The organism is Streptomyces sp. RPT161, from assembly GCF_027533845.1.
GTDB lineage: Bacteria > Actinomycetota > Actinomycetes > Streptomycetales > Streptomycetaceae > Streptantibioticus_A > Streptantibioticus_A silvisoli_A.
Genome location: NZ_JAPZVN010000001.1, coordinates 575058 through 600617, shown reverse-complemented (window position 1 = coordinate 600617; position 25560 = coordinate 575058). Strand labels below are relative to the sequence as shown.

Sequence of the window (25560 nt, the reverse complement as noted above, 5' to 3'; positions counted from 1 at the left end):
CAATGGCTCTCGTGAACGCTTCCTTGGCTCCGGCGGCCGCGCATCTGACGCAGCTCGCCGACTTCGACCAGAACAAGGTGACGCCGGGCCTGATCGGGTTCGTCGTCTTCGCGGCGATCGGGACGGCCGTGTGGCTGCTGATGAAGAGCATGAACAAGCAGTTCCAGAAGATTGACTTCGAGGAGGCGCCCTCCTCGAAGCAGCAGGACTAGGCCCGGGGGGCCAGGCCCCCCGGACCCCCTGCGGGGCTGCGCCCCGGACCCCCGCGCGGGGCCGCGCCCCAGACCCCGGCGGGGCTGCGCCCCAGACCCCCTCGGCGTGGCGGGGCTGTGGCCCGGGCTCCCTCGCGCGGTGGGGCTGCGCTCCGGACCCTGCGTCGGCGCTGGGTTTCTCGGACCCTGCGTGGGCTGCGACGCGGACTCCTTCGCTTGGCGGGGCTGCGCCCCGAACCCCCTGCGTGGGCGCCGGGTTTCTCGGACCGCCTCGCACGGCGGGGTTGCGCCCCGGACCCTCTCGCGCGTGACGGGGCTGCGCCCCGAACCCCCTGCGTGGGCGCTGGGTTTCTCGGACCGCCTCGCACGGCGGGGCTCACCCCAGGCCCCCTGCGCGGGGCTGCACCCCCGGACGCCTGCGTGGGCGCTGGGCCTTTCGGACCGCCTCGCGCGGCGAGGTGCGATCCGGACCCTCGCGTGGGGCTGCGCCCCGGACCCCTGCGTGGACGCTGGGCTTCTCGGTCCGCCTCGCGCGGCGGGGTTGCGCCCGGACCCTCGTGTGGGGCTGCGCCCCGGACCCCCTGCGTGGACGCTGAGCTTCTCGGACCGCCTCGCGCGGGACTGCGCCTCGGACCCTCGCGCGGTGGGGCTGCGCCCCGGACCCCCGCGTCGGCGCCGGGCTTTTGGACCTACCGAGCCGGGGGCTGCGCCTGTCGACTCCACTTGCCCGGGGCTGCGCGCCCCGGGCCTCCCTGCGCAGGGGGCCGCGCCCCCGGGCCTCCTTACGCCGGGGGCCGCGCCCCCTGCGCCTTCCCGTGCAGGGGGCCCCGCGCTCGTACTACGCCGTTGGGGTCAGGGACAAGCGGTCGCGGGATGCGCGGGTCGGGGTCATGCCCAGGCGCCAGACTTCCCAGGGCTCGCCTGGGTGGAGGCCGCGTTGCAGGATCAGGGCCCAGGCCTGGGCGTACTCCTCCAGGTCGGGGTCGCGGCCCTCGTGGGTTGTGGACAGGAGGGTGGCCAGGTCGTCCTGGGCGGCCTTCGAGCCGGACTCGGACAGCAGCGGCAGCAGCGTGCAGCGCAGGAAGCGGGCCCAGTCCTCGCCCCGGCGGTCCCCGATGGTGACGAACAGCCGCCCGGCCTCCTCGGTCAGCTCCAGCGCCTCCGGGATCCGGCCGTTACCGGCGTCGATCACCGCGAGCTCCAGGCAGGACCACGCCTCGCCGTGCGGGACGCCCACCTTGTGGAAGTCCTGCCTGGCGTCCTGCAACAGCTGCCGGGCGAAGCCGCTGTTGCGCAGGTTGCCGACCTGCTTGGCGCGCTGGTCGCGGGTGAGCCGGGCGGAGTGGTGGCGGGCGCAGGCCAGCCCGTACACGTCGCGCATCCGGTTGAACATGGTGCGGGCCCGCTCCAGCGAGCGCAGTGCCGCGTCCGCGTCGTCCGCCTCCTCCTGAGCCTGGCCCAGGTAGTACAGCGTCCACGCCTCGCCGCGCGCGTCCTCGTTCTCCCGGTGCCTGCCCAGCGCCTCGTGCAGCGCCTGTACGGCCTCCGCCGCCGCGCCCCGCACCAGCAGGGCGCGGGCCAGCTGGGTCAACGTCCAGGCGGTGCCGCGCTGGTCGTGGGTGACCTCGTACTCCCGTAGCGCCTCGTGCAGCGCCTCCTCCGCGCGGTCCACGTCACCGAGTTGCAGATAGGCCTGCCCGAGCTGCATGTGCGCCCACGCCTGCCCGTGCACGCTCTCGCTCTCCTGGTGCAACTCCAGTGCGGTCAGCAGCAGTTCACGTGCCTCCTCGACCTGGCCCTGGTCGCGCAGCACAGCCGCCAGGGCGTGCTGGGTCCAGGCGCGGTCGCCGCGCAGCGCGTCGGTGTTCTGCAACTCCAGCGCCTCGCCGAGCTTGGCCGCCGCCTCCCGCAGGTTGCCCTGGTGGTGCAGGGTGATGCCGAGGCTGCACAGGGCGCGGGCGGCGCCCGCCGGATGCTGGGCCTCGAAGTACAGGTTGACCACCGACGTCAGGGTGGAGCGCGCCCGGTCCAGCTCACCGAGCTGCCGGGCCGCGATACCGGTCCGCCACTGCACCGAGCGCACCAGCAGCCCCTGGTCGACCTCCTGCGTCAACTCGCTGATCTCGCCCAGCCGGTAGAGGTCGCCGCGCAGCAGGCAGTAGTCGCACAGTGCGCCCAGCAGATGCAGCACCGCCGCCTGGTCCACGCCCTCCGCGCCGCGCACCGTCGCCGTGATGAAACCGGACTCGTCGTCCAGCCAGCGCAGCGCCTGGTCCAGCGAGCGGAAGCCGTGCGAGCCGACCGCGCCCTTGACGAACGAGTCGGCGCGGGTGGAGGTCTTGCCGTCGACCAGCCGGATCACCGAGTCGGCCAGCTCCGAGTAGGTGCGGATCAGCCTCTCCTGCGCGGCGCTGTGCTCGCCCGGTTCCTCCTCGTCCAGCAGCCTGGCCTGCGCGAAGCCGCGCACCATGTCGTGCAGCCGGTAGCGGCCGCCCCGCACGTGCTCGATCAGCCCGGCGTGGGCCAACTCCTCAAGCCTGCGCGCTGCTTCCTTCTCGTCGGTGGCCAGCAGCGCGCCGGCGGCCGCCGCGCCCAGGCTGGCCCTTCCGGCGAGCGCCAGGCGGCGCAGCAGACGGCGGGAGACCTCGGACAGGTCGTGGTAGCGCAGCGCGAGCGCCCGCTCCAGCGGATCGACCGGCCCGTACGCGTCGAGGTCGTCGGCGAGCCCGCGCAGCGTCCGCGCGCCCAGCGAGGAACCGGCGATGGTCAGTGCCAGCGGCAACCCGCCGCACAACTGCCACACCCGTTCGGCGGATTGCGGGTCGTCCGGAACGCCGTCACCCGCCAACTCCCGCAGCAGTTCCCGGGCGTCCGGCTCGTCCAGCGCCTCGACCGGCAGGGTGTGCACCCGAGCGGAGGTGGAACCGAGGTCCAGCGGCGCGGCCGAGGTCACCAGGATCAGGCTCTCGGAGCGCTCCGGGATGAGCGTGCGCACCTGTTCGGCGTCGGAGGCGTCATCGAGGATGATCACCGCGGGTACGTCGGTGAGGTGCTTCTGGTACTGCTCGCTCAACCGGCGCAGGTGCTGCTCCTGGTTGGGCCGCTCGCGGAACAGCAGCTGCTCGCGGGGCGCGCCGAGCCGGTTGAGGATGTGCAGCAGCGCTTCCCTGGTGGTCAGCGGCGGTGCGTCCACCGCGCCGCCGCGCAGCGGGACCAGGCACGCACCCCGGAACTGGTCCTTCAACTGCTGGGCGGCGCGCACCGCGAGCGCGCTGCGGCCGGAGCCCGTCGGGCCGCAGAGCATCACCACCGTCGGCTTGGTCTCGATGGCGGCGCGGGCCTGCTGCACCCACTGGCTGATCTGCGAGAGATGGCCGCGCCGTCCGGTGAACGGCCCTTCGCCCTGCGGCAGCAGGTCGAACGACTGGGCGAGCAGGGAGCGTTGCCGGGCGGCGGCGCTGCGGTCGCTCCGCTTGGCCTGTGCTGGTACGGGGGACTTTGCGGTCTTCTTCAGTATCGGTGTGGCGGGCGGCGCCACCCGCTGCTGCTCCAGGAACGGTCGCACCCCGCGTCGCTCCAGCGCCACCAGCCACTGCTGCCGCAACTGCTCGACGTCGGCGGCCTGCTCGCCACCGCGCCCCTGGACGAACGACCTGGCACCGCTGGCCACTCCCGCCGCCACGGCCACCGCGACCCCGGTCACCAGAGAGGCGCCCGCCGACAGCCCCTGCCCGAGGTCGACGGCGAACGCGGTGGCCCCGCCCACGCCGGCCAGCAGCGCGGGCGCCCCCGCAGTGCCGGAGCGTGGTGCGGCGGGCCCGGCCTCGGTGGCGCGCCGGTACGCGGCGTACTCCTCGGCGGCGTTCGCCGCGATGTCGTCGAGCGCGGCCCGCCCGCGCTCCAGCAGCGCGCCGGCATCCACCTGGCGCTTGGAGCGGGTGGCGCGCTGGGTCTCCTCGGTGACGGCGCGCTGGAGCAGCCGCTCGGCCTCCGCGCGGTCCGGTGCGCTGAGCGCGGGCGGTCCCCCGGCGGTCGGTGTGGGTTGGTTCACCGTTCTTCCCCCTTTTTGGTGTGCGTATCGCTCGGCGTCCGCCTGCGCGCCTGGTCGCGCGCCTGAGCGCGGCGGGATGTGTGAGGGTGGGTACATGGCCAATCGACTCAGCCGCTCGACCTCTCCCTACCTCCTTCAGCACGCCGACAACCCTGTTGATTGGTGGCCGTGGACCGAGGAGGCCTTCGCCGAGGCCCGACGGCGCGGCGTGCCGGTGCTGCTCAGCGTGGGGTACTCGAGCTGCCACTGGTGCCATGTGATGGCCGCCGAGTCGTTCGAGGACGAGCGGACCGCGGCGATGCTGAACGAGCACTTCGTCCCGGTGAAGGTGGACCGGGAGGAGCGGCCGGACGTCGACGCGGTCTACATGGAGGCCGTACAGGCGGCGACCGGGCAGGGCGGTTGGCCGATGACGGTGTTCCTGACACCGGACGGCGAGCCGTTCTACTTCGGCACCTACTTCCCGCCCGAGCCCCGGCACGGCATGCCCGGCTTCCGGCAGGTGCTGGAGGGCGTACGGGCCGCGTGGCGGGACCGGCGGGACGAGGTCGGCGAGGTCGCGGCGCGGATCGTACGGGAGTTGTCTGGACGTCAGCTCGACTACGGCAGGGCACCCGCGCCCGGGGAGGCCGAGCTGCACGCCGCGCTGCTGGAGCTGACCCGGGAGTACGACGCCACGTACGGCGGGTTCGGCGGCGCGCCGAAGTTCCCGCCGTCCATGGTGCTGGAGTTCCTGCTGCGGCACCACGCGCGCACCGGTTCCGAGGCCGCGTTGCAGATGGCGGCCGACACCTGCGAGGCGATGGCGCGCGGCGGGATCTACGACCAACTCGGCGGGGGATTCGCCCGCTACGCGGTCGACCGTACGTTCACCGTGCCGCACTTCGAGAAGATGCTGTACGACAACGCGCTGCTGTGCCGGGTCTACGCCCATCTGTGGCGGGCGACCGGCTCCGACCTGGCGCGCCGGGTGGCGCTGGAGACCGCCGACTTCCTGGTCGGTGAACTGCGCACCCAGGAGGGCGGGTTCGCCTCCGCGCTGGACGCGGACAGCGCCCGCGCCGACGGCACGCACGGCGAAGGCGCCTACTACGTGTGGACCGTTGACGAACTGCGTGAGGTGCTGGGCGAGGAGGACGCCGAGTTCGCCGCCCGGTACTACGGGGTGACGCCGGAGGGCAGTTTCGAGGAGGGCGCGTCCGTACTGCGGCTGGTGGACGGCGAGTTGGCGTCCGGGGAGCGGATCGCCACCATCCGGGAGCGGCTGTCGGCGGCGCGGGCGCGGCGGCCCCGGCCCGGCCGGGACGACAAGGTGGTGGCCGCCTGGAACGGTCTGGCCGTCGCCGCCCTCGCCGAGACCGGCGCCTACTTCGACCGCCCTGACCTGGTGGCGGCCGCGCTGGACGCGGCTGACCTCCTGGTGCGGGTGCACATGGACGCGCACGGGCGGCTGGCCCGCACTTCGCGGGACGGGGCGGCCGGGGCGAACGCGGGCGTCCTGGAGGACTACGCGGACGTCTCCGAGGGCTTCCTCGCCCTGGCCGCGGTGACCGGCGAGGGGGTGTGGCTGGAGTTCGCCGGTCTGCTGCTGGACACCGTGCTACGGCACTTCACGGGCGGTGACGGCACGCTCTACGACACCGCGGACGACGCGGAGACGCTGATCCGCAGGCCGCAGGACCCCACGGACAGCGCGGCGCCCTCCGGCTGGACGGCGGCGGCCGGTGCGCTGCTGTCGTACGCCGCGTACACCGGCTCGGCGGAGCACCGGACGGCCGCCGAGCGGACGTTGGGCGTGGTGGGCGCGTTGGCGGCGCGGGCGCCGCGGTTCATCGGCTGGGGCCTGGCGGTCGCTGAGGCAGCCCTGGACGGCCCCCGCGAGGTGGCGGTGGTGGGGCCGACGCGGTCCTCGGCCACCCGCGACCTGCACCGCGCCGCGCTGGTGGGCACCGCGCCGGGCGCCGTGGTGGCCTGCGGCGAGCCGGGCGGCGAGGAGTTCCCACTGCTGCGCGACCGCCCACTCGTGGACGGCCGCCCGGCGGCGTACGTCTGCCGCAGGTTCGTCTGCGAGGCCCCGACGACGGACCCGTCCCGGCTGAGCGAACAACTCCGCTGACGCGGCTGCGGGCCGCGGTTGGACCGGCTCCGCCGCCGCGGGCTCGCCGAACCGACCGCGACCTGGCCCGCACGGCCCTACGCGCCGGAACCGCCCAGGCCATCCGCCAGGATGGCCAAGGTCCGTCCCAGCAGATCCGGCAGGTCCTCCTGGCTGTCGTTCTCGACCCAGTGCATCAGCGCCTCCTGCCAGGCGCCGACCACCGCGCCGACCATGACGCGGATCTCCAGGTCCTTCGGGTCGCGGCCGCGCCGCTTGGCCAGCACGGCCCCCATCGTCTGGCAGCTGTCGGACAGGTTCTCGCTCATCCGAGCGCGGATGGCCGGTACCTCGCGGCTCAGCCGCAGGCGTTGCAGGATCTCCTCGCGGTCCCGGCCGCCCTCCGCGAACATCTGGCGGAGCAGGCCGACGGTGGCGTGCCGCAGCGACTCCAGGACGGGTTCGTCGGCGGGCCGCTCAAGCAGCGCCGCCTCCATCAGCGGCTCGTACTCGTCGGTGAGTACGACGTCCTCCTTCGTCGGGAAGTACCGGAAGAACGTGCTGGGTGAGACCTCGGCGGCGGCCGCGATCTGCTCGACGGTGGTCGCGTCGTACCCCTGCTGCCCGAAGAGACGGTAGGCGGCGTGCCGGATCGCCTGACGGGTCTTGGTCTTCTTGCGCTCACGCAGGCTGGGCTGGGCGGCGGCAGGGGTCGTTGCGGGTGCCATGCGGCTCATTGTCGGGCATCCACGCTGCCCAGGGCCATGTCCCGAACGGACGCTTCCGTTCGCTGCGCGCCCGGCGGGAACGCCGCGACCAGCAGCGCCACCCCGATCGCGCCACCGGTCCGGGCCAAGTGGTAACTGCTCTCAAAAGGGAGTAGCCACCTTTCCAGGCATGCGAAAGCCCCCGGTGCGGAAGGCCGTACCGGGGGCCGGGTGGTGTGTCGTAGCGGACTTACGAGTGCGTGTACGCCACCAGTGAGATGCCTACGTAGTGGACGATGAACGCGGCCAGCGTGAACGAGTGGAAGACCTCGTGGAAGCCGAACCAGCGGGGCGACGGGTTGGGCCGCTTGATCCCGTAGATCACCCCGCCCGCGCTGTAGAGCAGGCCGCCGACCGTGACGCAGACCAGGACCGCGACGCCGCCGGTGCGCAGGAAGTCGGGCAGGAAGAAGATCGCGGCCCAGCCGAGCGCCAGGTAGCAGGGCAGATAGAGCCAGCGTGGCGCGCTCACCCAGAAGACCCGGAAGAGTATCCCGGCCAGCGCGCCCGCCCAGACGAACCACAGCAGCGCGGTCGCCGTTCCGTTGGGCAGCAGCAGGATCGCCAGCGGGGTGTAGGTGCCCGCGATGATCAGGAAGATGTTGGCGTGGTCGAGTCGGCGCAGTACCGCCGACACCCTCGGCGTCCAGTCGCCCCGGTGGTAGAGCGCGCTGACCCCGAACAGCAGACACGCGGTCAGGGTGTAGACCGCGCAGGCGATCCGCCCGCGCGGGCTGTCGGCGAGCGCGGTGAGCGTCACGCCCGCGACGAGTGTCGCCGGGAACATCCCGGCGTGCAGCCAGCCACGCAACTTCGGCTTGATGGCTGGGAGATGGGGACCCTTGGCCGCCGGTACGGCGGTGCTGGTCTCATCGGCGGCGGTCATGGCCGCCATGCTACCTACGGGACCGTAGGTTACGCCCAGGTAATAAAACGGACTGGAAGTGGCAATGCTCACTACTGGAGCCCTGGACAGATCACCGGTCACGCGCGGACACTCATATGAGTGCGGTCGGCACCGGATGAGCAGGCGTCCGGGTCGCAGCCCCCAAGGGGCCCAACTCCACAACCCTCAACATCTGACGCTGGACGTGTGCGCGTCCGGCGGAACGGAGCGATCGTGGCGCGCGGCAATGCGGCTCCCACCGAACACCAGGAACTGATCGCATGGGTCGGCGAGATCGCCGCCCTCACCGAACCCGACGAGATCGTGTGGTGCGACGGCTCCGAGCAGGAGTACCAGCGCCTGTGCGGCGAACTCGTCGCCAAGGGAACGTTCAAGCGGCTCGACCCGGTCAAGCGCCCCAACTCGTACTACGCGGCCTCCGACCCGACCGACGTCGCCCGTGTCGAGGACCGGACCTTCATCTGCTCCGAGAACGAGGAGGACGCCGGTCCGACCAACCACTGGAAGGACCCCGCCGAGATGCGGGAGATCTTCCAGGGTGACCAGGGGCTGTTCCGCGGCTCGATGCGCGGCCGAACGATGTACGTCGTCCCGTTCTGCATGGGCCCGCTCGGCTCGCCGCTGTCCGCACTCGGCGTGGAGATCACCGACTCCGCCTACGTCGCCGTCTCCATGCGCACCATGACCCGCATGGGCCAAGCCGTGCTGGACGAACTCGGCGAGGACGGCTTCTTCGTCAAGGCCGTGCACACCCTCGGCGCCCCGCTGGAGCCGGGCCAGGCCGACGTGCCGTGGCCGTGCAACCCCACCAAGTACATCTCGCACTTCCCCGAGTCCCGCGAGATCTGGTCCTACGGCTCCGGCTACGGCGGCAACGCGCTGCTGGGCAAGAAGTGCTACGCGCTGCGCATCGCCTCGGTCATGGCCCGGGACGAGGGCTGGCTGGCCGAGCACATGCTGATCCTCAAGCTCACCCCGCCGAAGGGCCAGCCGAAGTACGTGGCCGCCGCGTTCCCGAGCGCCTGCGGCAAGACCAACCTCGCCATGCTGGAGCCGACGATCCCCGGCTGGACGGTGGAGACCATCGGCGACGACATCGCCTGGATGCGGTTCGGCGAGGACGGCCGCCTCTACGCGATCAACCCCGAGGCGGGCTTCTTCGGCGTCGCACCCGGCACCGGCGAGCACACCAACGCCAACGCCATGAAGACCATGTACGGCAACTCGGTCTTCACCAACGTCGCGCTCACCGACGACGGCGACGTGTGGTGGGAGGGCATGACCGAGGAGGCCCCCGCCCACCTCACCGACTGGAAGGGCAACGCCTGGACGCCGGAGTCCGGCACCCCGGCCGCGCACCCCAACGCCCGCTTCACGGTGCCCGCTTCGCAGTGCCCGATCATCGCGCCCGAGTGGGAGGACCCCAAGGGCGTGCCGATCTCGGCGATCCTCTTCGGCGGCCGCCGCGCGTCCGCCGTACCGCTGGTGACCGAGTCGTTCGACTGGCAGCACGGTGTCTTCCTGGGCGCCAACGTGGCCTCCGAGAAGACCGCCGCCGCCGAGGGCAAGGTCGGCGAGCTGCGCCGCGACCCGTTCGCGATGCTGCCGTTCTGCGGCTACAACATGGGCGACTACTTCGGCCACTGGGTCAAGGTCGGCCAGACGCACGACGCGGACAAGCTGCCGAAGATCTACTACGTCAACTGGTTCCGCAAGGACGCCGACGGCAAGTTCGTCTGGCCGGGCTTCGGTGAGAACAGCCGGGTGCTGAAGTGGATCGTCGAGCGGCTGAACGGTGAGGCCGAGGGCGTCGAGACCCCGATCGGCGTGCTGCCGACCAAGGCGGCCCTGGACACCGAGGGTCTGAAGATCTCCGACGCCGACCTCGACCTGCTGCTCACCGTGGACGCCGAAGTGTGGCGCGAGGAGGCCGGGCTGATCCCGCAGCACCTGGAGACCTTCGGAGACCACACGCCGAAGGAGCTGTGGGACGAGTACCGGGCGCTGGTACAGCGCCTCGGGTAACGCTCCGAAGGGGCGCGGGGAACTGCGCGACCAGCCACGACGAACCTGTCGTTGGCCACCGGCCAGGGGACCTACGGTCGATTTTCGACCGCCCGCCGGTGGGGGCTGAGCGCGCAGTTCCCCGCGCCCCTCAACGTCTCAGTGCTGGCCGTAGCCGTCGAGGAAACGCCCGATGCGTTCGATCGCATCCGTCAGGTCCTCGGCGCGCGGCAGTGTGACGATGCGGAAGTGGTCGGGCTCAGGCCAGTTGAAGCCCGACCCGTGCACGATCATGATCTTCTCGGCCCGCAGCAGGTCGAGGACCATCTGCCGGTCGTCCTTGATCTTGTAGACCTTGGGGTCGAGCTTCGGGAACGCGTACAGCGCGCCCTTCGGCTTCACGCAGGTCACGCCCGGGATCGCGGTGAGCGCCTGGTACGCCGCGTCGCGCTGGGCGAGCAGCCGGCCGCCGGGCAGCACCAGCGAGTTGATCGACTGGTGGCCGCCGAGCGCGGTGGCGATGGCGTGCTGGGCGGGCATGTTGGCGCACAGCCGCATGTTCGCCAGGATCGTCAGGCCCTCGATGTAGCTCTCGGCGTGCCCCTTGGGACCGCACACCGCCATCCAGCCGCTGCGGTAGCCCGCCACCCGGTACGCCTTGGACAGACCGTTGAAGGTCAGCGTCAGCAGGTCGGGTGCGATGGCGGCGGTCGGGGTGTGGGTGGCGCCGTCGTAGAGGATCTTGTCGTAGATCTCGTCGGAGCAGATGATCAGTCGGTGGCGGCGGGCGATGTCGGTGATGCCGCGCATCAGCTCGTCGTCGTAGACCGCGCCGGTCGGGTTGTTCGGGTTGATCACCACGATCGCCTTGGTGCGGTCGGTGACCTTGCGCTCGATGTCGGCCAGGTCCGGCATCCAGTCGGCCTGCTCGTCGCAGCGGTAGTGCACGGCCGTGCCGCCCGCCAGCGATACGGAGGCGGTCCACAGCGGGTAGTCCGGAGCCGGGACCAGCACCTCGTCGCCGTCGTCCAGCAGCGCCTGCATGGACATCTGGATCAGTTCGGAGACGCCGTTGCCGAGGTAGACGTCCTCGACGTCGAGCTGAATGCCCTTGGTCTGGTAGTGCTGCATCACCGCGCGCCGCGCGGACAGCAGGCCCTTGGCGTCGCCGTAGCCGTGCGCGTCGCCGAGCGAGCGCAGCATGTCCTCAAGGATCTCCGGCGGGCACTCGAAGCCGAACGGCGCCGGGTTGCCGGTGTTGAGCTTGAGGATGCGGTGACCCGCCGCCTCAAGCCGCATCGCCTCTTCGAGAACCGGTCCCCGGATCTCGTAACAGACATTCGCGAGCTTCGTCGACTGGATCACCTGCATGTCGGTCACCCTACGACCACCCTTCACCGCCCGCTCGGTGTTTTTCGCCACGTCGACGTACCGAACGGCCCGCCAGCACATCTGTCCTGCGGCCCTCCCTGATCACGAACCGGCCGTCCACCAGCACATGGGGGATGCCGGTCGGCAGTGTCCTCGGGCGGTCGAACGTGGCGCCCGCGGCCACCGTCTGCGGGTCGAAGAGGACCAGGTCAGCGCGGTACCCCTGACGGACCAGGCCGCGGTCGGGCAGACCGAGCCGGGCGGCCGGGCGGCCGGTCAGATGGGCCACGCACTCCTGGAGCGAGAGCACCCCCAGCTCCCGCACGTACCGCCCCAGGTAGTGCGGGAACGTGCCGTACGCGCGCGGATGCGGCTTGTCGCCCATCAGGATGCCGTCGCTGCCGCCCGTGTGGATCCGGTGCCTCATGATCGTCCGGACGTTCTCCTCGTCGCCGACGTGCTGGAGGACCGTGGTCCCCAGCCGGTCGGCGAGCAGCAGCTCACGGGCCGTGGTGAACGGGGCCTCGCCGCGCAGCCGGGCGGTGTGCGCGATGGTCCGGCCGACGTGCCCGGACAGCGCGGGATCCGACACCCCGGAGACCTCGACGCGGTCCCAGTCGATCGGCACCCCGTGGCAGCCGTCCGAGCCCTCCCGCTCCAGGGCGTGCCGGATCCGCGCCGAGGCCGTCTCGTCGCGCAGCCGCCGCAGGGTGGCCCCCGGGCCGCCCTCGCTCGCCCAACTCGGCAGCAACGCCACCAGGGTGGTGCAGCCCGGCAGGTACGGATAGCTGTCCAGCGTGATGTCGGCGCCCTCGGCCAGCGCGGCGTCCAGCAGTGCCAGCAGTTCGGCGGCGCGGCCCTTGTTGACGTCGAAGTTCATGGTGGCGTGGGCGAGATGGAGCGCACAGCCCGCCTCCCGGCACAGCGCGACCATCTCCGCGTACGCCTCCAGGGCGCCCGCGCCGTAACTGCGGTGGTGCGGGCAGTAGTAGCCGCCGAACCCGGCCACCACCCGACACAGTTCGGTGAGTTCGCTCGTCGGCGCGTACATCCCCGGCGTGTACGTCAGCCCCGACGACATGCCCATCGCGCCCTGCGCCATGCCGTCGGCCACCAGCCGTCGCATCTCGGCCAGTTCGGCCGGGGCGGCCGGACGGTCCTCCCAACCGACCGCAAGCATACGGACGGTGCCCTGCGGGACGAGGTACGCGGCGTTGACCGCGATGCCCCGGTCCAGGCGGTCCAGGTACTCGCCGACGGTGCGCCAGTCGAAGTCGACGCCGGATCCGTCGCCGTTCCAGCCGGTGATCTGCCGTCTGACCTCGTCGAGGGTGCGGTCGTCCACCGGGGCGTACGACAGGCCGTCCTGGCCGAGGACTTCGAGGGTCACGCCCTGGGCGGCCTTCGCGGTGTGCTCCGGGTCGCGCAGCAGGGCGAGGTCGCTGTGCGCGTGCATGTCGATGAAGCCGGGGGCGAGGGCGAGGCCCCCGCCTTCCACGACGGTTCGGGCCGAGGGGCGGGTTCCGGCCGCCCGCTCCCGGTGGATCTCCGCGATGCGGCCTTCGGCCAGGGCAACGTCGGCGCGGTACGGGGCACTTCCGGTGCCGTCTATGACGGTGACGTCGCGGAGTACGGTGTCCACTTCGGCCTTCCGCTCGTCGATGGTTTACGGCTCGCCCGGCCGGCTGCGGCGGGGGAGAACCTCCTAGAAGAACGTGCGGACGAAGTCCACGACCGTCCCGTCCTGTTCGACCAGCGGAATCAGCTGCCACTTGTCGAACGTGGTGCACGGATGCGACAGCCCCAGCCCCACCCAGTCCCCGACCTCGACCCGCGCGCCCTCCTCCAGGGCGACGAACGCGTGCTGGTCGGCCAGTCTGGTCACCCGCATCCCGGTCGCGGCACGCTCCACCCCGGACGCCGTCCGCACCACCTGGGGTTCCGGCAGGTCCAGGTCGTAGGGCACGTCGCGCTTGCCCGCGTTGACCACCGCCAGCCCCGGTTCCGGCTGGGACACCACCTGCGCCCACAGCCGGAACGCGGGCCGCAGCGAGCCCTCGACCCGGCCGTGGAACGGCGTGATCCGCCGGTAGTGGCCGTCGTCGTGGGTCACGTACGCGCCCGAGCGCAGCAGCTTCAGCACCGGCCGGGAGAAGTCGTCGGCCGCGACCGTCGAGAAGACCTCCGCCACCGAGTCGAACCACGCGCTGCCGCCCGCGCTCAGCACGATCTCGTCCGCCTGGGCGAACCGCCCCCGCGCGTCCAGCTCCCGGGCCAGCGCCACCAGCTGGCGCAGCCACGCCGTCACCGTCTCCTCGGTCTTGTCCGGGAGTTCGCCCTCGTAACCGGCCACCCCGACCAGCCGCAGATGGCGGGCCGCGGCCACCGCCTCGGCGACCTGGTGCGCCGCGGGTTCGTCGCGCACTCCGGTGCGGGCCCCCGGCGCGCCCAACTCGACCACCACGTCGACCCGGTGCGTCAGCGCGGCGTCCATCAGCTCCACGCCGCGTACCGAGTCCACATACGCGACGAAGCGGAAGTCGGGGTCGGCGGCCAGCTCGCCGGACAGCCAGCGCAGCGCCGCCGCGTCCACCAACTCGTTGGCCAGGAAGATCCGTTGCACCCCGAACGCCCGGTACACCCGTACATGGCTCGGGGTCGCCGCAGTGATCCCCCAGGAACCGCGGTCGAGTTGGCGGGCGAACAGCTGCGGTGCCATCGAGGTCTTGCCGTGCGGGGCGAACGCCAGGCCGTGCTTGTCGGAGTACTCCTCCAACTGCGCCAGGTTGTGCTCCAGCGCGGGCGCCGAGAGGGTGAGGACCGGGGTGGTGAATCCGCCGTCGAAGACGGAGCGGCGCTCGGCCGCCAACTCGCCGACCGTGAGCCCCTCGGCGTCCGGCGGCAGCCCTTTGAAGCGGTGGTCGATCCGCTCCTCGGACAACTCCTCGACGTGCATCCGCCCTCCCGGAGGTGCTGTTGCACAATGTGCAACGGTCGTTGCGGCCTGTGTTTCGTGCTGTCTAACATCCCGGCAAGCATCGGGTCAACGGTGTACGACAGGGTAAGAAGCGGGGCGATGGTGACCTTCGACGTGGTGTGCCTGGGGGAGTCCATGGTCACCCTGGTGCCCGCACGGCCCGGGCGCCTCGCCGACGTGGCGGTGTTCCACCGCGGCATCGGCGGCGCCGAGTCCAACGTCGCCTGCGCGCTGGCCCGCCTCGGCCACCGCACGCGGTGGATCAGCCGGGTGGGCGCCGACGGGTTCGGCGACCACCTGCTGGCCGAGATCGCCGCCGCGGGCGTGGACGTCGGCGCCGTGCGGCGCGACGGCACCCGGCCCACCGGCATCTACTTCAAGGAACGGCTCGCCGACCGCACCGCGGTGCTCTACTACCGCTCCGGCTCGGCCGCCGCCACCATGTCACCGCGCAACCTCGACCGCGCGGCGGTGCGCTCCGGGCGGCTGCTGCACCTGTCGGGCATCACGGCCGCGCTCTCCGCGCAGTGCCACGCCCTGATGACCGAGCTGACCCGGCCCTGGCCCGGACGGCCACAGGTCTGCTTCGACGTCAACTTCCGCCCGGCGCTGTGGCGTTCCCGCGACCCGGCGGAACTGGTCGAGTTGGCGCGCGGCTGCGACATCGTCTTCGTCGGTGAGGACGAGGCCAAGGGCGCCTGGGGACTGCCGGACGCCGCCGCGATCCGCGCCGCGCTGCCCGAGCCCGCCGTCCTCGTCGTCAAACGGGGAGCGGACGGCGCGGTGGCCTTCCACGACGGTACGGCCACCTCGGCTGACGCGGCCCGGGTGGACGTCGTCGAACCGGTGGGCGCCGGGGACGCGTTCGCCGCCGGATTCCTCTCCGGCACGCTGCGTGGGCTGCCGGTGCGCGAGCGGCTGCGGCACGGCCATCTGCTGGCCGCCGCCGCGCTCACCGTTCCGGGCGACCTCGGCACCCCGCCGCCCCGGGAGCGGGCCGACGCCCTCGCGGGGCTCAGCGACGAGGCGTGGGGCAGACTGCGACTCGGACCCGGATGGACCGCCGAGGCCGCGGAGGTGGCCACGCCATGAGTCAGACCGTCGATCGCGCACTGAGCATCCTGCCGCTGCTCGCCGAGGGGCCGGCCAACCTGGAGCAGGTCGCCACCCGGCTCGGCGTCCACAAGTCGACGGCGCTGCGGCTGCTGCGCACCCTGCACGAGCACGGCATGGTCTACCGCCAGCGGGACCAGCGCTACCGGCTGGGCGCCCGGCTGTTCGCCCTGGCCCAGGAGGCGATGGAGCAACTGGACGTACGGGACATCGCCCATCCGCACCTCGTGGCGCTCAACGAGGCGTGCGGGCACACCGTGCATCTCGCCGTCCACGAGGAGGGCGAGGTCGTCTACATCGACAAGGTGGAGAGCCGCTATCCGGTGCGGATGCACTCGCGGATCGGCAAACCCGTCGCCATCACCGTCGCCGCCGTCGCCAAACTCCTGCTCGCCGATCTGCCCGAGGCCGAGCGGCGCGCGGTCGCCGAGCGCCTCGACTACCCCGCGTACACCGCCCGTTCGACGCCCAACGCGAACGCTTACCTCGCCGAGTTGGCCCGGGTCCGCGAACAGGGCTGGGCCAGCGATCTCGGCGGCCACGAGGAGTCCATCAACTGCCTGGGCGCACCCATCCGCGGCGCGGACGGCCGGGTCGGCGCCGCCCTGTCGGTCTCCGCGCCGAACGTCGTGGTCTCCGCCGAGGAACTCCTCGCCCTGCGCCCTCTGGTGCTGCGCACCGCCGATGCGATCAGCCGGGAGTACTGCGGCAGACCGCCGGTCGACGACCCCGAACCCCTGGTGAGAACAAGAGTGGAAAGGCACCCATGAGCGAGAAGATCGCGATCACCCCGGTCACCCACACCCAGCCCCCGGCCCGGTTCTCGCACGGAGTGAAGAAGGGGAACATCCTCCAGGTAGCCGGCCAGGTCGGCTTCCTCCCGGCGGAACCCGGCCAGCCGCCCACCGTCGCCGGCCCCACGCTGCGCGAGCAGACCCTGCGCACCCTCGCCAACGTCCAGGCGGCCCTCGAAGAGGGCGGTGCCACCTGGGAGGACGTGGTGATGGTGCGGGTCTACCTCACGGACACCGCGCACTTCGCGGAGTTCAACGGCATCTACGACGAGTACTTCGCCGACCTCAAGGGCGCCCCGGCCGCACGGACGACGGTGTATGTGGGGCTGCCCCAGGGGCTGTTGGTCGAGATCGACGCGCTGGCGGTACTCGGCTAGGGCCGCTCGCGCGGCGGCGGTCAGGCGTTCGGGGTGTGCACCCGGCCCGCCAACCAGGACAGCGCGTCGGAGAAGGCCGTCCCGGCGAACTGCCAAGTGTGGCCGCCCGGCTCGTAGTTCAGCGTGCAGGCGATCCCCTTCTTCTTCGCGGCGGCGCACAACTGCTGTGCGTCCGCGGCCTGGTTGCCCATGCCGTCACCGGGGATGTCGCGTCCGCCGAAGCCCATGGGGCCGGAGCGGGTCATGCTGCCGCCGCCGTGCCAGTGCTTTCCGCCGTGCCCGCCACGGCCGTTGCGGTTGCGGCCGCCGCCCCAGCCGCCGCCCGGAAAGCCGGTGCCGCCGCCGGGCGGATTGTTGTCGAAGCGGCCCGCGGTGCCGGTGTACGCGGCGTGGTTCGCCAGTACCGTCATCGGGTCGAACCGCGCCCACGCGACGGCGTCGCCCCCGTACAGATCCTTGATCGTGGTCTGCTTGTCGCCGACGATCGGGCCCTGGTCACCGGCGATGTCCTGGAAGGTGCCGAACAGTTCGGGGTGCATCACGGCGAGGTCGACCGCGCAAGTGCCGCCCATGGAGTAGCCGACGACGCCCCAGTCGGCCGGGTCGGACGAGGCGCCGAAGTGGGAGACGACGTACGGCCGCACGTCCTTGGTGAGATGGTCGGCGGCGTTGCCGCGCGGACCGTTGACGCACTCGGTGTCGTTGTTGAAGCTGCCGCCGGAGTCCACGAACACCAGGATCGGCGCCTCGCCGTGGTGGGACCTGGCGTACGCGTCGATGGTGCTGATCGCGCCGCCGGTACGGATCCAGTCGGCGGGGGTGTTGAACTCGCCGCCGATCATCATCAGCACCGGCAGTCGCGGATGGTGGGCGCCCGCGAACCAGGCGGGCGGCAGGTACACGTACTCCTCGCGGTGCGTGAAGTGGCTCGCGGTGTCGGGGATGTTGACGCCGACCACGCGGCCGGTGCTCATGGTGCTCGCCTTCCCCTGGAGGGCCGCCAGTTGCGAGGCGTCCACCTGGTCGGGGAGCGGTCCGGCCGTGATCTGGGCCCAGGCCTCCTGCACGGTGGGGAAGTACCCCACCCACTGGTTGAGCACCAGCCCCGTGCACAGCAGCCCCAACGGGATCACCGGCACCGACAACACCCTTCGCCACCAGCGTGCTCCCCGCCAGCCCAGCACGGCGACGGCCAACGCGCCCGCGGTGACCCCGATCCACACCCACAACGAGGTCGGCGCCGGATCGGTCGCCAGCGCGTTGGCGTCCACGTACCACCGCACGACCAGCGCACCGAGCACCCCGACCGCCGCCGCGACCGGCAGCCACAGGAGTCTCCACCGCCTGGTACGCCAACCGACGACCACGACGAGCAGCACCACCGTGACGATCTGCGCCGTCAGCGGCAGCCACCCGTTCAACAGCGATACGCCAGTGCGCCAGGGCGCCGCGGGCGGGTTTCCGTACGAGGAGGCAGAGAGATACACGATCGCCCACCCTGCCCGCGCGTTCGAACGCGGCACCATATTCACCGGATGAGGAAGTGCTGAGAATTCCCTTAGCGGGGCCGGTGTCAGAACTGCACGTCGGAGCAGGCGTAGAAGGCGTTGCCGGTGTCCGCGATGTTCCACACCGCGAGGATGAGGTGCCTGCCGGTGAGACCGGCGGGGATGGTGCCCTGCTGGGTGACGGTGCCACTGGACGGCGGCCTGCCGCCGTACGGGACGGTCAGGAAGGGCCGCGGTTGGAGTTCCGCCCGGGTCAGCGGCTGGGTGGGATCGTAGCTGTCGTTGGTGATGAAGTACTCGAAGTCAGTGGTGGCGTGCCGGGCGGTGAACGTCCAGGTGAAGTCGTAGGTCTGTCCGCCGGTGAGCTGGGTGGCGGGCCACTGGCCGCCGCGCGGGTCGTCGAGCTGTGCGAAGCGGCTGTTGCCGCCACTGCATATGGCGCCGTCCGGCGGCCCCGCCTGCGGGAATCCCTTCGGTCCTTCGACGCTCTGGGGTTCGTACTGGATGTCGCCGCAGTCGTCCACGGTGCCGTCGGCGCACAGCGCCTGACGGCTCGGCGGCTGGCTTGTGTACCCATGGCTACTGGCACTGCCGGTGGCGAGCACGGAGGCCCCGAGGACACCGAGGCCGACGATCACCACACCGAGCTTTCCGCGCATGGCTCACTCCTGAGGAACGTGGGGGATTCAGGGTCGATGTGAGCGCCCAGGCTTGGTCTGGACCAATAGCCACGGTAGGTCTGACGACGGGTCATGTCCATAGGGGTTCTCTTCTCGGCCGCGCGATCCGACAATGTGCATGCCAATTCCGGAAGCGCTCCGGTACGGAGAGGATCCCCCCACATGAAAAGACCTCTCATCGCCGCCCTGTCGGCAGCATCTCTCGCCCTCGTCACGTTCCTCGGTGCCACCGCGGCACCGGCCGGTGCCGCGACCCGGCCCGCGGACGCGCAGGTCGGCTTCGCCGGGACGGTGGCGTTGGACGACTGTTCCGGGTCGGTCGTCAGGGCGCCCGCCGCGGCGGACGACGACCCGGCGATGGTCATGACCAACGGGCACTGCCTGGAGAGCGGGATGCCCGCCGCGGGCCAGGTCATCACCGACCAGCCGTCCAGCCGGACGTTCACTCTGCTGGACGCAGCCGGTGACCAGGTCGGGACGTTGCAGGCCAGCAAGGTGCTGTACGCGACGATGACCGACACCGACATCACGCTGTACCAACTGAGCAGCACCTACGCCCAGATCCGCCAGCAGTACCAGATCGAGGCGCTGCCGCTGGCCACCAGCCACCCGGTCCAAGGGGACTCCATCGAGGTGGTCTCCGGGTACTGGCAGTCCACCTACTCCTGCGCGATCGACGGCTTCGCCTACGAGGTGAAGGAGGCCGACTGGACCTGGAAGGACTCCGTCCGGTACACCCCCGACTGCCATGTCATCGGCGGCACCTCCGGTTCACCGGTCATCGACACCTCGACCGGCCAGGTGGTCGCGGTCAACAACACCACCAACGAGAACGGCGAGCAGTGCACCCTGGACAACCCCTGCGAGGTGGACCAGAGCGGCAACGTCACCATCCACCAGGGCATCGGCTACGCCGAGGAGACCTATCTGATCGCCCCCTGCGTGGGCACCGGCAACACCGTCGACCTCACCCTGCCGGACTGCACGCTCCCCAAGCCGTAACCAACCGACAGAACGCCCTGGCACCGCGCCCGCCAGGGCGTTCGGCTGCGAGGTGCGCGGCACGGAGTGGGAACCCACGCGCCGAGCCCGCGCGTGACTCCGTGCGCCCTTGATGGTGTCGCTACGCAGAGAGATGCTCTGCAACAGGTTGCAACCGGCCCGTCAAGGGAGGCAGGCATGGCCCTACGGTTCATCGGGATCGATCCCAACACCGGAGACAATCAGTGCCCGACCGTGTGGTTTGACGAAGACCACCAAGAGTTCGTGTTTCAGGGCTGGCTCGCGGACGAGGAGCTTCGAGCCGACTGTCTGAAGGCTGGTTCCATCCCCGAGACCGAGGCCGTGGTCCGGCTCCCGGCCCGGATGGCACAGATGATCAGGGAGGCATGTGATGTCGCAGACCGTGCCCAGCTTTGAGGAGCTGCTGGACTCGGCCACGCACTCGGCGGTGCATCTTGAGATGCGGGACTCTTACGCCGTGGACTACGAGCGGTCGGGGTTCGCGGCGTGGAGGGAGGGGCACCGATTGGATCCGAACCACCGGGAGTCCTGGTGGCGTCCGTGGCTGGACCTGGTTTCCCGTACTGTCGGTCGGGGCGTGGTGATGCGTCGAGCCCGGATCGTCTCCGAACCGGTGAGCGAGTACATCCAGTTCGAGCACAGCGGAACGTTCACCAACATTGCGGCGGGCGAGCAGGTCCGCTGGTTGCCGAGGAGGCAGGCATCGGACATCGCCTTGCCAGGCAACGATTTCTGGATCTTCGATGACCGTTTGGTGGAGTTCAACCACTTCACGGGCGACGGCGACGGCGCGGGATACGAACTGTCGGAGGACCCGGCCGTGGTGAAACTTTGCTCTACGGCGTTCGAGACCGTGTGGGACCGGGGTATCGACCACGAGGAATACCGGGTCTGACGCCAGACGCCACCGGACAGTCAGCACATGCCCACATCACCGTCGTCCAGCGCGGAAGCCGCCCGTGAAGCCATCGCTGGGCGGCTCAGGGAAATCCGGCTGGACGCGGGCCTGACCGGTCACGATCTGGCTGTCCGGTGTGGCTGGCACAAGGCGAAGTCCTCGCGCATCGAGAACGCCAAGACGGCGCCGTCCGATACCGACATCCGAGTGTGGTGCCTCGCGTGCGGCGCGGAGGATCAGGTCGACGATCTCGTAGCGGCCAACAGGGCAGCGGAATCCCTGTACATGCAGTGGAAGCGCCTGCACCGGACCGGACTGCGTCGACTGCAGGAGTCCTATGTGCCGTTGTACGAGCGGACTCGCCATTTCCGCGTGTACTGCTCCAACTTGGTGCCCGGATTTCTTCAGACCCACGGTTACGCATCCGCCGTGCTGTCTTCGGTCGCTGCCTTCCGGGAGACTCCGGATGACGTCGCTGACGCCGTGGCCGCGAGGTTGGCCCGCTCACGCGTGCTGCGCGAGGGCGATCACCGCTTCGCCATGTTGGTCGAAGAGGCGGTTTTGCGGTTCCAGTTCGGAGACTCCGAGGCGATGGCCGGGCAGTTGGGACACCTGCTGGCCGTGATGTCGCTGCCTTCGGTGAGCCTGGGGGTGATTCCGTCCGTTGCGCCCAGGAGTGTATGGGCCATGGAGACGTTCAACGTGTTCGATGACGCTCGGGTGCATGTGGAACTGCTGACAGCGCAGGTGACGGTGACGGCGCCGGGTGAGGTGGCCATGTACCTGAAGGCATTCGCCGAACTGCAGCAGATGGCTGTCTACGGGGTCAAGGCGCGAGCGCTGATCACTGCCGCGATCGACGCCCTGGGGTGAACCTCTGCAACCGGCTGCAACTTCGTGGACCGCCAACTTGCCCTACTTCTACCGTCATTGACATGGCAGCCCTAACCAACACCACTGATCGGGCAGTAGCGAAGCTACGGGATGCCCTCGCGGCAGCGGGAATCACCCTGCCGTCCCTCGGCGCCGATGCCGCGTCCCCTTACCTGAGCCTGATCCAGCTTGGACGAGTCAACGCCGATGTCGCGCTCAAGCTGGCGGACGTCATCAGCCGGGGCGCACGGTGAGCGTCGGCAAAGTCGTGTACCGGTTCGTGGACCACACGATCACCGAGCACCCGGACACCGACGTCACCCTGGAGGCCCAGTGCCTCCACTGTGCGGACGAGTCCGGACCGCAGACCGCCACCGAGCCCGTTGACATCTGGTGCCTGCGGCACGCCGGCCGTACCGGCCATGCTGGATTCCGTCGACTGCGGACCTCGTTCGCCATGGTCGTCCGCAACGAGCCGGGCTGATCCGTCGTATGCAAGGCGGCAGGCGCCCCCAAGCCGTAACGCCGGGGTCCGGGCGGCAACGCCGCCCGGACCCCGGCGTCGAGGGTTACGGCAGTGCGTGCACGTGGGTGCCCACGCCGTTGGCGAAGGAGTTCCCGTTGGACGCGTCCCAGTTGGTGGACCACGTCATCGCGCCGCGCAGCGTCGGCCAGGTCTGCGGCGGCTTGAAGGAACCGCAGTTGGTGCCCTGGGTCAGGCAGTCCAGCGCGCTGTTCACCACCGACGGCGAGACATAGCCGCTGCCCGCCGCGCTGCTGGAGGCCGGAACGCCGATCCCCACCTGTGACGGGTCCAGGCCGCCCCGCAGTTGGGTGCAGGCCAGCGCGGTGATGAAGTCCACCGAGCCTTCCGAGTAGACGTTTCCGTCACAGCCGTTCATCGAACCCGAGTTGTAGAACTGGGTGTTGACGACGGTGAGGATGTCCTTGATGTCGAGCGCCGTCGCGAAGTAGTCGCTGGACGGCGAGAGCATGTCGATGGTCTGCGGGGCCATGGTGATGATCAGGCCCGGTCCCGCCTTCGCCGACAGGGCGTGCAGCGCCTGGCTCATGTACGTGGGGTTCAGCCCGTTCTCCAGGTCGATGTCCACGCCGTCGAAGCCGTAGTTCTGCATCAGCGTGTAGACGCTGTTGGCGAAGTTCGTCGCCGAGGTGCTGTCGGAGACCGAGATCGTGCCGTTCTGGCCGCCGACGGAGATGACCACCTTCCTGCCCGCCGCCTGCGCCGCCTTGATGTCGGACTTGAACTGCGCGTCGGTGTAGTTCAGACAGGGGTCGACGGAGAAGTCCACCGCTCCGGGCGTGGACGTGGCGTTGGCGAACGCCACCGCGATGATGTCGTACTGGCTGTTGACGTCGGAGAGCTTCTGGACGGTGGCGCCGTTGCAGAAGTCCTGCCAGTAGCCGGTCACCGCGTGCTTGGGCAGGCCGGAGGAGTTGCTGGGCGGGGTGGGCGTCGGCGTCGGCGTGGGGGTCGGCGTGGGGGTGGGGGTCGGTGTGGGCGTGCCGCCGCTGCCCGCGGGCCCGGTCAGGCTCACGTCGTCCGCGTAGTACGCGGGCTGCCCGTACCAGCCGTGCAGGTAGACGGTGACCGAGGTGGTGTTCGCGCCGGTGGTGAAGCTGGTGCTGAGCTGCTGGTACGAGGAGGCCGACGGGGTCCAGGTGGACGGGTCGGTGCCGCCGGTGCCGGTCGCGCCGAGGTAGACGTAGCTGCCCTGCACCCAGGCGCTCAGCGAGTAGCTGGAGTTCGGCCGCACGCTGACCACCTGCGAGCACTGGGCGTCGTCGGAGGCGGTCGGCGTCGCCTTGAGCGCGGAACTTCCACTGCGCACCGGGCTGTTGACCGTCGTCCCGCTGTTGGCGGTGCAGGTCCAGCCGGACAGCCCGGACTCGAAGCCGGGGTTGGCGGCCAGGTTGGCGTCCGCGGCGTGGGCGGTGGACATGGTGGCGCCCAGCCCGAGCCCGGCGGCGCTCAGGGCGGCGGCGGTGAGCAGGGGCAGGATGCGCCGCGGTCGGCGGCGGTCCGGATCCGAACCGGGGATTCTATGGCGTGAACCTGACATTTTGGCCTCCTGGGGGCGACGCCCGCGCGTCGGGAGGTTGAAGGGGGGTTGGTGCAGACCAAAAGTGGTCCAGACCAGTACCAGTGTCAAGAGGAGCGGCAGCAGTCCTCAGGGTTGCTGAGCGTTGCGGTTGGGTAGCACAAGGCCCTGCTCATCCCGTAAATCCTGGATAGGCTGCGCACGTTGAGAGGTGGGAACCGCAGTGGCTGGGGGTCCGCGGGCCATGTCGACCGTCATCGGCGTCACCAGCGAGGACATGCTGTTGCCTGCCCTCGCCCAGCACTCCCCGTCGGCCGTCGTGCTGCCCGCGCCCGGTCAGCAGCCGCTGGAACAGGCGCTGACCGAGACCTGGGCCGCGCTGGAGGCGGTCGGGCACCTCGTCGTGGTGGTGCCCGCGTCGCTGCCGGCCGAGCACCGGATACGGCTGCACTCGTTACGTTCGCTGCTGGAGAGCGACCGGATGGCACTGGTCGAGGTCGACCTGCCACCGCTGGCCCTGGCACTGCTCGCCCACCAGTTGCGGCAGATAGCCCAGTACGACCTGGGGCCCGGGGTGATCGCCTCGGCCGCCCGGCTGCTCGCCCACTACCTCCACGCCGGTGCGGTACTGGGCAGCGTCGCCCGACTCGACCGGGTCGAGGTGGGCCTCGGCTCGCATCTGAAGTCCTGGATGCCGGGCGCCCGGTTCGCCGTGCTGGCCACCCCCGAGGCACGGCTTGAGCCACTCACCGACGCTCTGCGGTTGCCAGGACCCAACTACGCCACCCATCTCGCCTTCGGCTCGCACGGATTCGCCGACGACTGGGTACGCGGCAGACTCGGCCAGGACTGGAACTGCCAGTACGTGTGCGAGGTGCCGCTGCCCGCCCAGTCCGCACGCTGGTGGGGCACCGGCAAACTCGCCGAGTTCACCGCGTACATCGCCGACGTCGGCGTCCTGTACCAACTGGTGTCCTCGGCACACCGCGAACCCTGCCGCTGGTGCGGCCTCGAACTCGTCGGTGACCGCTGCGCGTTCTGCGAGGCCGGGCCCGCGCCCGCGGCCGACCAGGACACGAGGCGCACCGGTTGAAGCCGACTTCGCCCCTTCCTCCCAACGAGATTGGTCCTGTCGATGAACTCACGTCAGCGGCGCGGCGTCATCCTGCTCGTGCTGTCCGGCCTGTGCGCCCTCACGGCCTTCTTCGGGGTGCTGGCACTGGTCAACGATGTGGATTCCAAGGTCGGTCCCGAGGCCTTCGCCTATGAGCTGAGGCAGGACGTGGCCGCGTACTCGACACTGACCGCCGACCAGTTCGACAGGGTCTCGATGCCGCAGCGCTGGCTGCCGCCGACCGCGGTCACCGACCTGAACGCCATCAACGGCAAGATCGCCGCCACCGGACTGGCCAAGGGCTCGCTGCTGCAACGGGACATGCTCTCCGACCAGCCGCAACTCAAGTCCGGCGAACAGGAGATCGCCATCATGGTGGACGCCGAGACCGGGGTGGCGGGCGAGATCCACGCCGGGAACACCGTCAACATCTTCGCCACCTTCCCCGCCAGCGGGCAGAACCAGCACAACGAGTCCCGGATCATCGTCGCCGGCGCCCGGGTGCTGAAGATCGGCAGCCAGACCCCGATCAACAAGACCAGCGACCAGCCCGACGCCCGCCGCAGCACCCAGGCGGTGCCGATCACCTTCGCCCTGGACACCGAGGACGCCCAGCGCGTCGCCTACGCCGAGGCCTTCGCCACCCATGTCCGGCTGGCCCTCGTCGCCCCCGGAAGTGACTCCTCCATCCCGTCCGCCGACCGGACGTACACCCTCGAAGGCGACAAGTGAG

The 25560-nt window shown here is 70.7% G+C and carries 23 protein-coding genes; 14 read left to right on the top strand and 9 right to left on the bottom strand.

From position 1 onward, the window contains the following. The first annotated feature begins 2 nt into the window (after positions 1-2). Positions 3-212 carry a hypothetical protein gene (locus O5O46_RS02660; protein WP_269853542.1) on the top strand — a complete coding sequence of 70 codons (210 nt, stop codon included), beginning with the start codon at positions 3-5 and terminating at the stop codon, positions 210-212. A gap of 838 nt (positions 213-1050) precedes the next feature. Here O5O46_RS02660 and O5O46_RS02655 read toward each other — a convergent pair. Continuing rightward, positions 1051-4263 carry a tetratricopeptide repeat protein gene (locus O5O46_RS02655; RefSeq protein ID WP_269853541.1) on the bottom strand — a complete coding sequence of 1071 codons (3213 nt, stop codon included), beginning with the start codon at positions 4261-4263 and terminating at the stop codon, positions 1051-1053. A 94-nt stretch (positions 4264-4357) separates the two neighbouring features. Between O5O46_RS02655 and O5O46_RS02650 the strand changes: the two genes are divergently transcribed. Then, positions 4358-6379 (top strand): thioredoxin domain-containing protein, encoded by a 2022-nt coding sequence (locus O5O46_RS02650; RefSeq protein WP_269853540.1) that lies wholly within the window; start codon positions 4358-4360, stop codon positions 6377-6379. Positions 6380-6456: 77 nt separating this feature from the next. On the opposite strand, the gene O5O46_RS02645 is transcribed toward O5O46_RS02650, so the two are convergent. Then, the gene (locus O5O46_RS02645) at positions 6457-7086 is read right to left on the bottom strand and encodes an acyl-CoA-like ligand-binding transcription factor (RefSeq protein ID WP_269853539.1); all 630 of its coding nucleotides are present in this window, start codon (positions 7084-7086) and stop codon (positions 6457-6459) included. Between the two features lie 229 nt (positions 7087-7315). Beyond that, complete coding sequence (trhA, locus tag O5O46_RS02640; RefSeq protein WP_269853538.1) at positions 7316-8011, bottom strand: PAQR family membrane homeostasis protein TrhA; 696 nt, start codon at positions 8009-8011, stop codon at positions 7316-7318. 234 nt (positions 8012-8245) lie between these two features. Here trhA and O5O46_RS02635 point away from each other — a divergent pair, with 234 nt between their 5' ends. Next, positions 8246-10057, top strand: coding sequence for a phosphoenolpyruvate carboxykinase (GTP) (locus O5O46_RS02635; protein ID WP_269853537.1), 1812 nt, complete (start codon positions 8246-8248; stop codon positions 10055-10057). A 138-nt stretch (positions 10058-10195) separates the two neighbouring features. Here O5O46_RS02635 and O5O46_RS02630 read toward each other — a convergent pair whose 3' ends face one another. The 3 genes from O5O46_RS02630 to O5O46_RS02620 all read right to left on the bottom strand — a co-directional run bounded on the left by O5O46_RS02630 (position 10196) and on the right by O5O46_RS02620 (position 14363). Continuing rightward, positions 10196-11407 (bottom strand): pyridoxal phosphate-dependent aminotransferase, encoded by a 1212-nt coding sequence (locus O5O46_RS02630; RefSeq protein WP_269853901.1) that lies wholly within the window; start codon positions 11405-11407, stop codon positions 10196-10198. Positions 11408-11417: 10 nt separating this feature from the next. Continuing rightward, complete coding sequence (locus O5O46_RS02625; RefSeq protein ID WP_269853536.1) at positions 11418-13049, bottom strand: N-acyl-D-amino-acid deacylase family protein; 1632 nt, start codon at positions 13047-13049, stop codon at positions 11418-11420. 63 nt (positions 13050-13112) lie between these two features. Next, positions 13113-14363 carry an amino acid deaminase gene (locus tag O5O46_RS02620; RefSeq protein ID WP_269853535.1) on the bottom strand — a complete coding sequence of 417 codons (1251 nt, stop codon included), beginning with the start codon at positions 14361-14363 and terminating at the stop codon, positions 13113-13115. A gap of 120 nt (positions 14364-14483) precedes the next feature. On the opposite strand from O5O46_RS02620, the gene O5O46_RS02615 reads away from it, so the two are divergent. From O5O46_RS02615 to O5O46_RS02605, 3 genes are read left to right on the top strand one after another with little or no spacing between them, the layout of a single operon-like run. Next, positions 14484-15476 (top strand): sugar kinase, encoded by a 993-nt coding sequence (locus O5O46_RS02615; protein ID WP_269853534.1) that lies wholly within the window; start codon positions 14484-14486, stop codon positions 15474-15476. Further along, complete coding sequence (locus O5O46_RS02610; protein WP_269853533.1) at positions 15473-16267, top strand: IclR family transcriptional regulator; 795 nt, start codon at positions 15473-15475, stop codon at positions 16265-16267. Before O5O46_RS02615 ends, O5O46_RS02610 begins: the two co-directional genes overlap by 4 nt. Next, complete coding sequence (locus O5O46_RS02605; protein ID WP_269853532.1) at positions 16264-16668, top strand: RidA family protein; 405 nt, start codon at positions 16264-16266, stop codon at positions 16666-16668. Before O5O46_RS02610 ends, O5O46_RS02605 begins: the two co-directional genes overlap by 4 nt. A 20-nt stretch (positions 16669-16688) precedes the next feature. Here O5O46_RS02605 and O5O46_RS02600 read toward each other — a convergent pair whose 3' ends face one another. Both O5O46_RS02600 and O5O46_RS02595 read right to left on the bottom strand, forming a co-directional pair. Continuing rightward, the gene (locus O5O46_RS02600) at positions 16689-18155 is read right to left on the bottom strand and encodes an alpha/beta hydrolase (RefSeq protein WP_269853531.1); all 1467 of its coding nucleotides are present in this window, start codon (positions 18153-18155) and stop codon (positions 16689-16691) included. 86 nt (positions 18156-18241) lie between these two features. Beyond that, positions 18242-18835, bottom strand: a complete 594-nt coding sequence (locus O5O46_RS02595; RefSeq protein WP_269853530.1) for a lytic polysaccharide monooxygenase auxiliary activity family 9 protein — start codon at positions 18833-18835, stop codon at positions 18242-18244. A 183-nt stretch (positions 18836-19018) separates the two neighbouring features. On the opposite strand from O5O46_RS02595, the gene O5O46_RS02590 reads away from it, so the two are divergent. The 6 genes from O5O46_RS02590 to O5O46_RS02565 all read left to right on the top strand — a co-directional run bounded on the left by O5O46_RS02590 (position 19019) and on the right by O5O46_RS02565 (position 22134). Further along, on the top strand, positions 19019-19858 hold the full coding sequence (locus tag O5O46_RS02590) for a S1 family peptidase (RefSeq protein ID WP_269853529.1): 840 nt from the start codon (positions 19019-19021) through the stop codon (positions 19856-19858). 177 nt (positions 19859-20035) lie between these two features. Then, entirely contained in the window at positions 20036-20275 is a 240-nt protein-coding gene (locus O5O46_RS02585; protein ID WP_269853528.1) for a hypothetical protein, read from the top strand. Then, entirely contained in the window at positions 20250-20774 is a 525-nt protein-coding gene (locus tag O5O46_RS02580) for a DUF6879 family protein (protein ID WP_269853527.1), read from the top strand. Before O5O46_RS02585 ends, O5O46_RS02580 begins: the two co-directional genes overlap by 26 nt. Positions 20775-20801: 27 nt before the next feature. Next, entirely contained in the window at positions 20802-21650 is an 849-nt protein-coding gene (locus O5O46_RS02575; RefSeq protein WP_269853526.1) for a helix-turn-helix domain-containing protein, read from the top strand. A gap of 62 nt (positions 21651-21712) precedes the next feature. Beyond that, positions 21713-21904 (top strand): hypothetical protein, encoded by a 192-nt coding sequence (locus O5O46_RS02570; protein WP_269853525.1) that lies wholly within the window; start codon positions 21713-21715, stop codon positions 21902-21904. Continuing rightward, a complete protein-coding gene (locus tag O5O46_RS02565; protein WP_269853524.1) occupies positions 21901-22134 on the top strand; it encodes a DUF7848 domain-containing protein in 234 nt (77 codons plus the stop codon). Before O5O46_RS02570 ends, O5O46_RS02565 begins: the two co-directional genes overlap by 4 nt. Positions 22135-22219: 85 nt before the next feature. Here the strand turns inward: O5O46_RS02565 and O5O46_RS02560 are convergent, their stop codons facing one another. Further along, positions 22220-23734, bottom strand: coding sequence for a chitinase (locus O5O46_RS02560; protein WP_269853523.1), 1515 nt, complete (start codon positions 23732-23734; stop codon positions 22220-22222). A 223-nt stretch (positions 23735-23957) separates the two neighbouring features. Between O5O46_RS02560 and O5O46_RS02555 the strand changes: the two genes are divergently transcribed. Both O5O46_RS02555 and cpaB read left to right on the top strand, forming a co-directional pair. Continuing rightward, positions 23958-24806, top strand: a complete 849-nt coding sequence (locus tag O5O46_RS02555) for a hypothetical protein (protein ID WP_269853522.1) — start codon at positions 23958-23960, stop codon at positions 24804-24806. Between the two features lie 42 nt (positions 24807-24848). Continuing rightward, complete coding sequence (cpaB, locus tag O5O46_RS02550; RefSeq protein WP_269853521.1) at positions 24849-25559, top strand: Flp pilus assembly protein CpaB; 711 nt, start codon at positions 24849-24851, stop codon at positions 25557-25559. Position 25560: the final 1 nt, after the last annotated feature.

Coding starts and splice junctions, on each gene's coding strand:
- O5O46_RS02660 (WP_269853542.1), top strand. CDS start 3: ATGGCTCTCGTGAACGCTTCCTTGGCTCCGGCGGCCGCGCATCTGACG.
- O5O46_RS02650 (WP_269853540.1), top strand. CDS start 4,358: ATGGCCAATCGACTCAGCCGCTCGACCTCTCCCTACCTCCTTCAGCAC.
- O5O46_RS02645 (WP_269853539.1), bottom strand. CDS start 7,086: ATGGCACCCGCAACGACCCCTGCCGCCGCCCAGCCCAGCCTGCGTGAG.
- trhA (WP_269853538.1), bottom strand. CDS start 8,011: ATGACCGCCGCCGATGAGACCAGCACCGCCGTACCGGCGGCCAAGGGT.
- O5O46_RS02630 (WP_269853901.1), bottom strand. CDS start 11,407: ATGCAGGTGATCCAGTCGACGAAGCTCGCGAATGTCTGTTACGAGATC.
- O5O46_RS02620 (WP_269853535.1), bottom strand. CDS start 14,363: ATGCACGTCGAGGAGTTGTCCGAGGAGCGGATCGACCACCGCTTCAAA.
- O5O46_RS02615 (WP_269853534.1), top strand. CDS start 14,484: ATGGTGACCTTCGACGTGGTGTGCCTGGGGGAGTCCATGGTCACCCTG.
- O5O46_RS02610 (WP_269853533.1), top strand. CDS start 15,473: ATGAGTCAGACCGTCGATCGCGCACTGAGCATCCTGCCGCTGCTCGCC.
- O5O46_RS02605 (WP_269853532.1), top strand. CDS start 16,264: ATGAGCGAGAAGATCGCGATCACCCCGGTCACCCACACCCAGCCCCCG.
- O5O46_RS02595 (WP_269853530.1), bottom strand. CDS start 18,835: ATGCGCGGAAAGCTCGGTGTGGTGATCGTCGGCCTCGGTGTCCTCGGG.
- O5O46_RS02590 (WP_269853529.1), top strand. CDS start 19,019: ATGAAAAGACCTCTCATCGCCGCCCTGTCGGCAGCATCTCTCGCCCTC.
- O5O46_RS02585 (WP_269853528.1), top strand. CDS start 20,036: ATGGCCCTACGGTTCATCGGGATCGATCCCAACACCGGAGACAATCAG.
- O5O46_RS02580 (WP_269853527.1), top strand. CDS start 20,250: ATGTCGCAGACCGTGCCCAGCTTTGAGGAGCTGCTGGACTCGGCCACG.
- O5O46_RS02575 (WP_269853526.1), top strand. CDS start 20,802: ATGCCCACATCACCGTCGTCCAGCGCGGAAGCCGCCCGTGAAGCCATC.
- O5O46_RS02570 (WP_269853525.1), top strand. CDS start 21,713: ATGGCAGCCCTAACCAACACCACTGATCGGGCAGTAGCGAAGCTACGG.
- O5O46_RS02560 (WP_269853523.1), bottom strand. CDS start 23,734: ATGTCAGGTTCACGCCATAGAATCCCCGGTTCGGATCCGGACCGCCGC.
- O5O46_RS02555 (WP_269853522.1), top strand. CDS start 23,958: ATGTCGACCGTCATCGGCGTCACCAGCGAGGACATGCTGTTGCCTGCC.
- cpaB (WP_269853521.1), top strand. CDS start 24,849: ATGAACTCACGTCAGCGGCGCGGCGTCATCCTGCTCGTGCTGTCCGGC.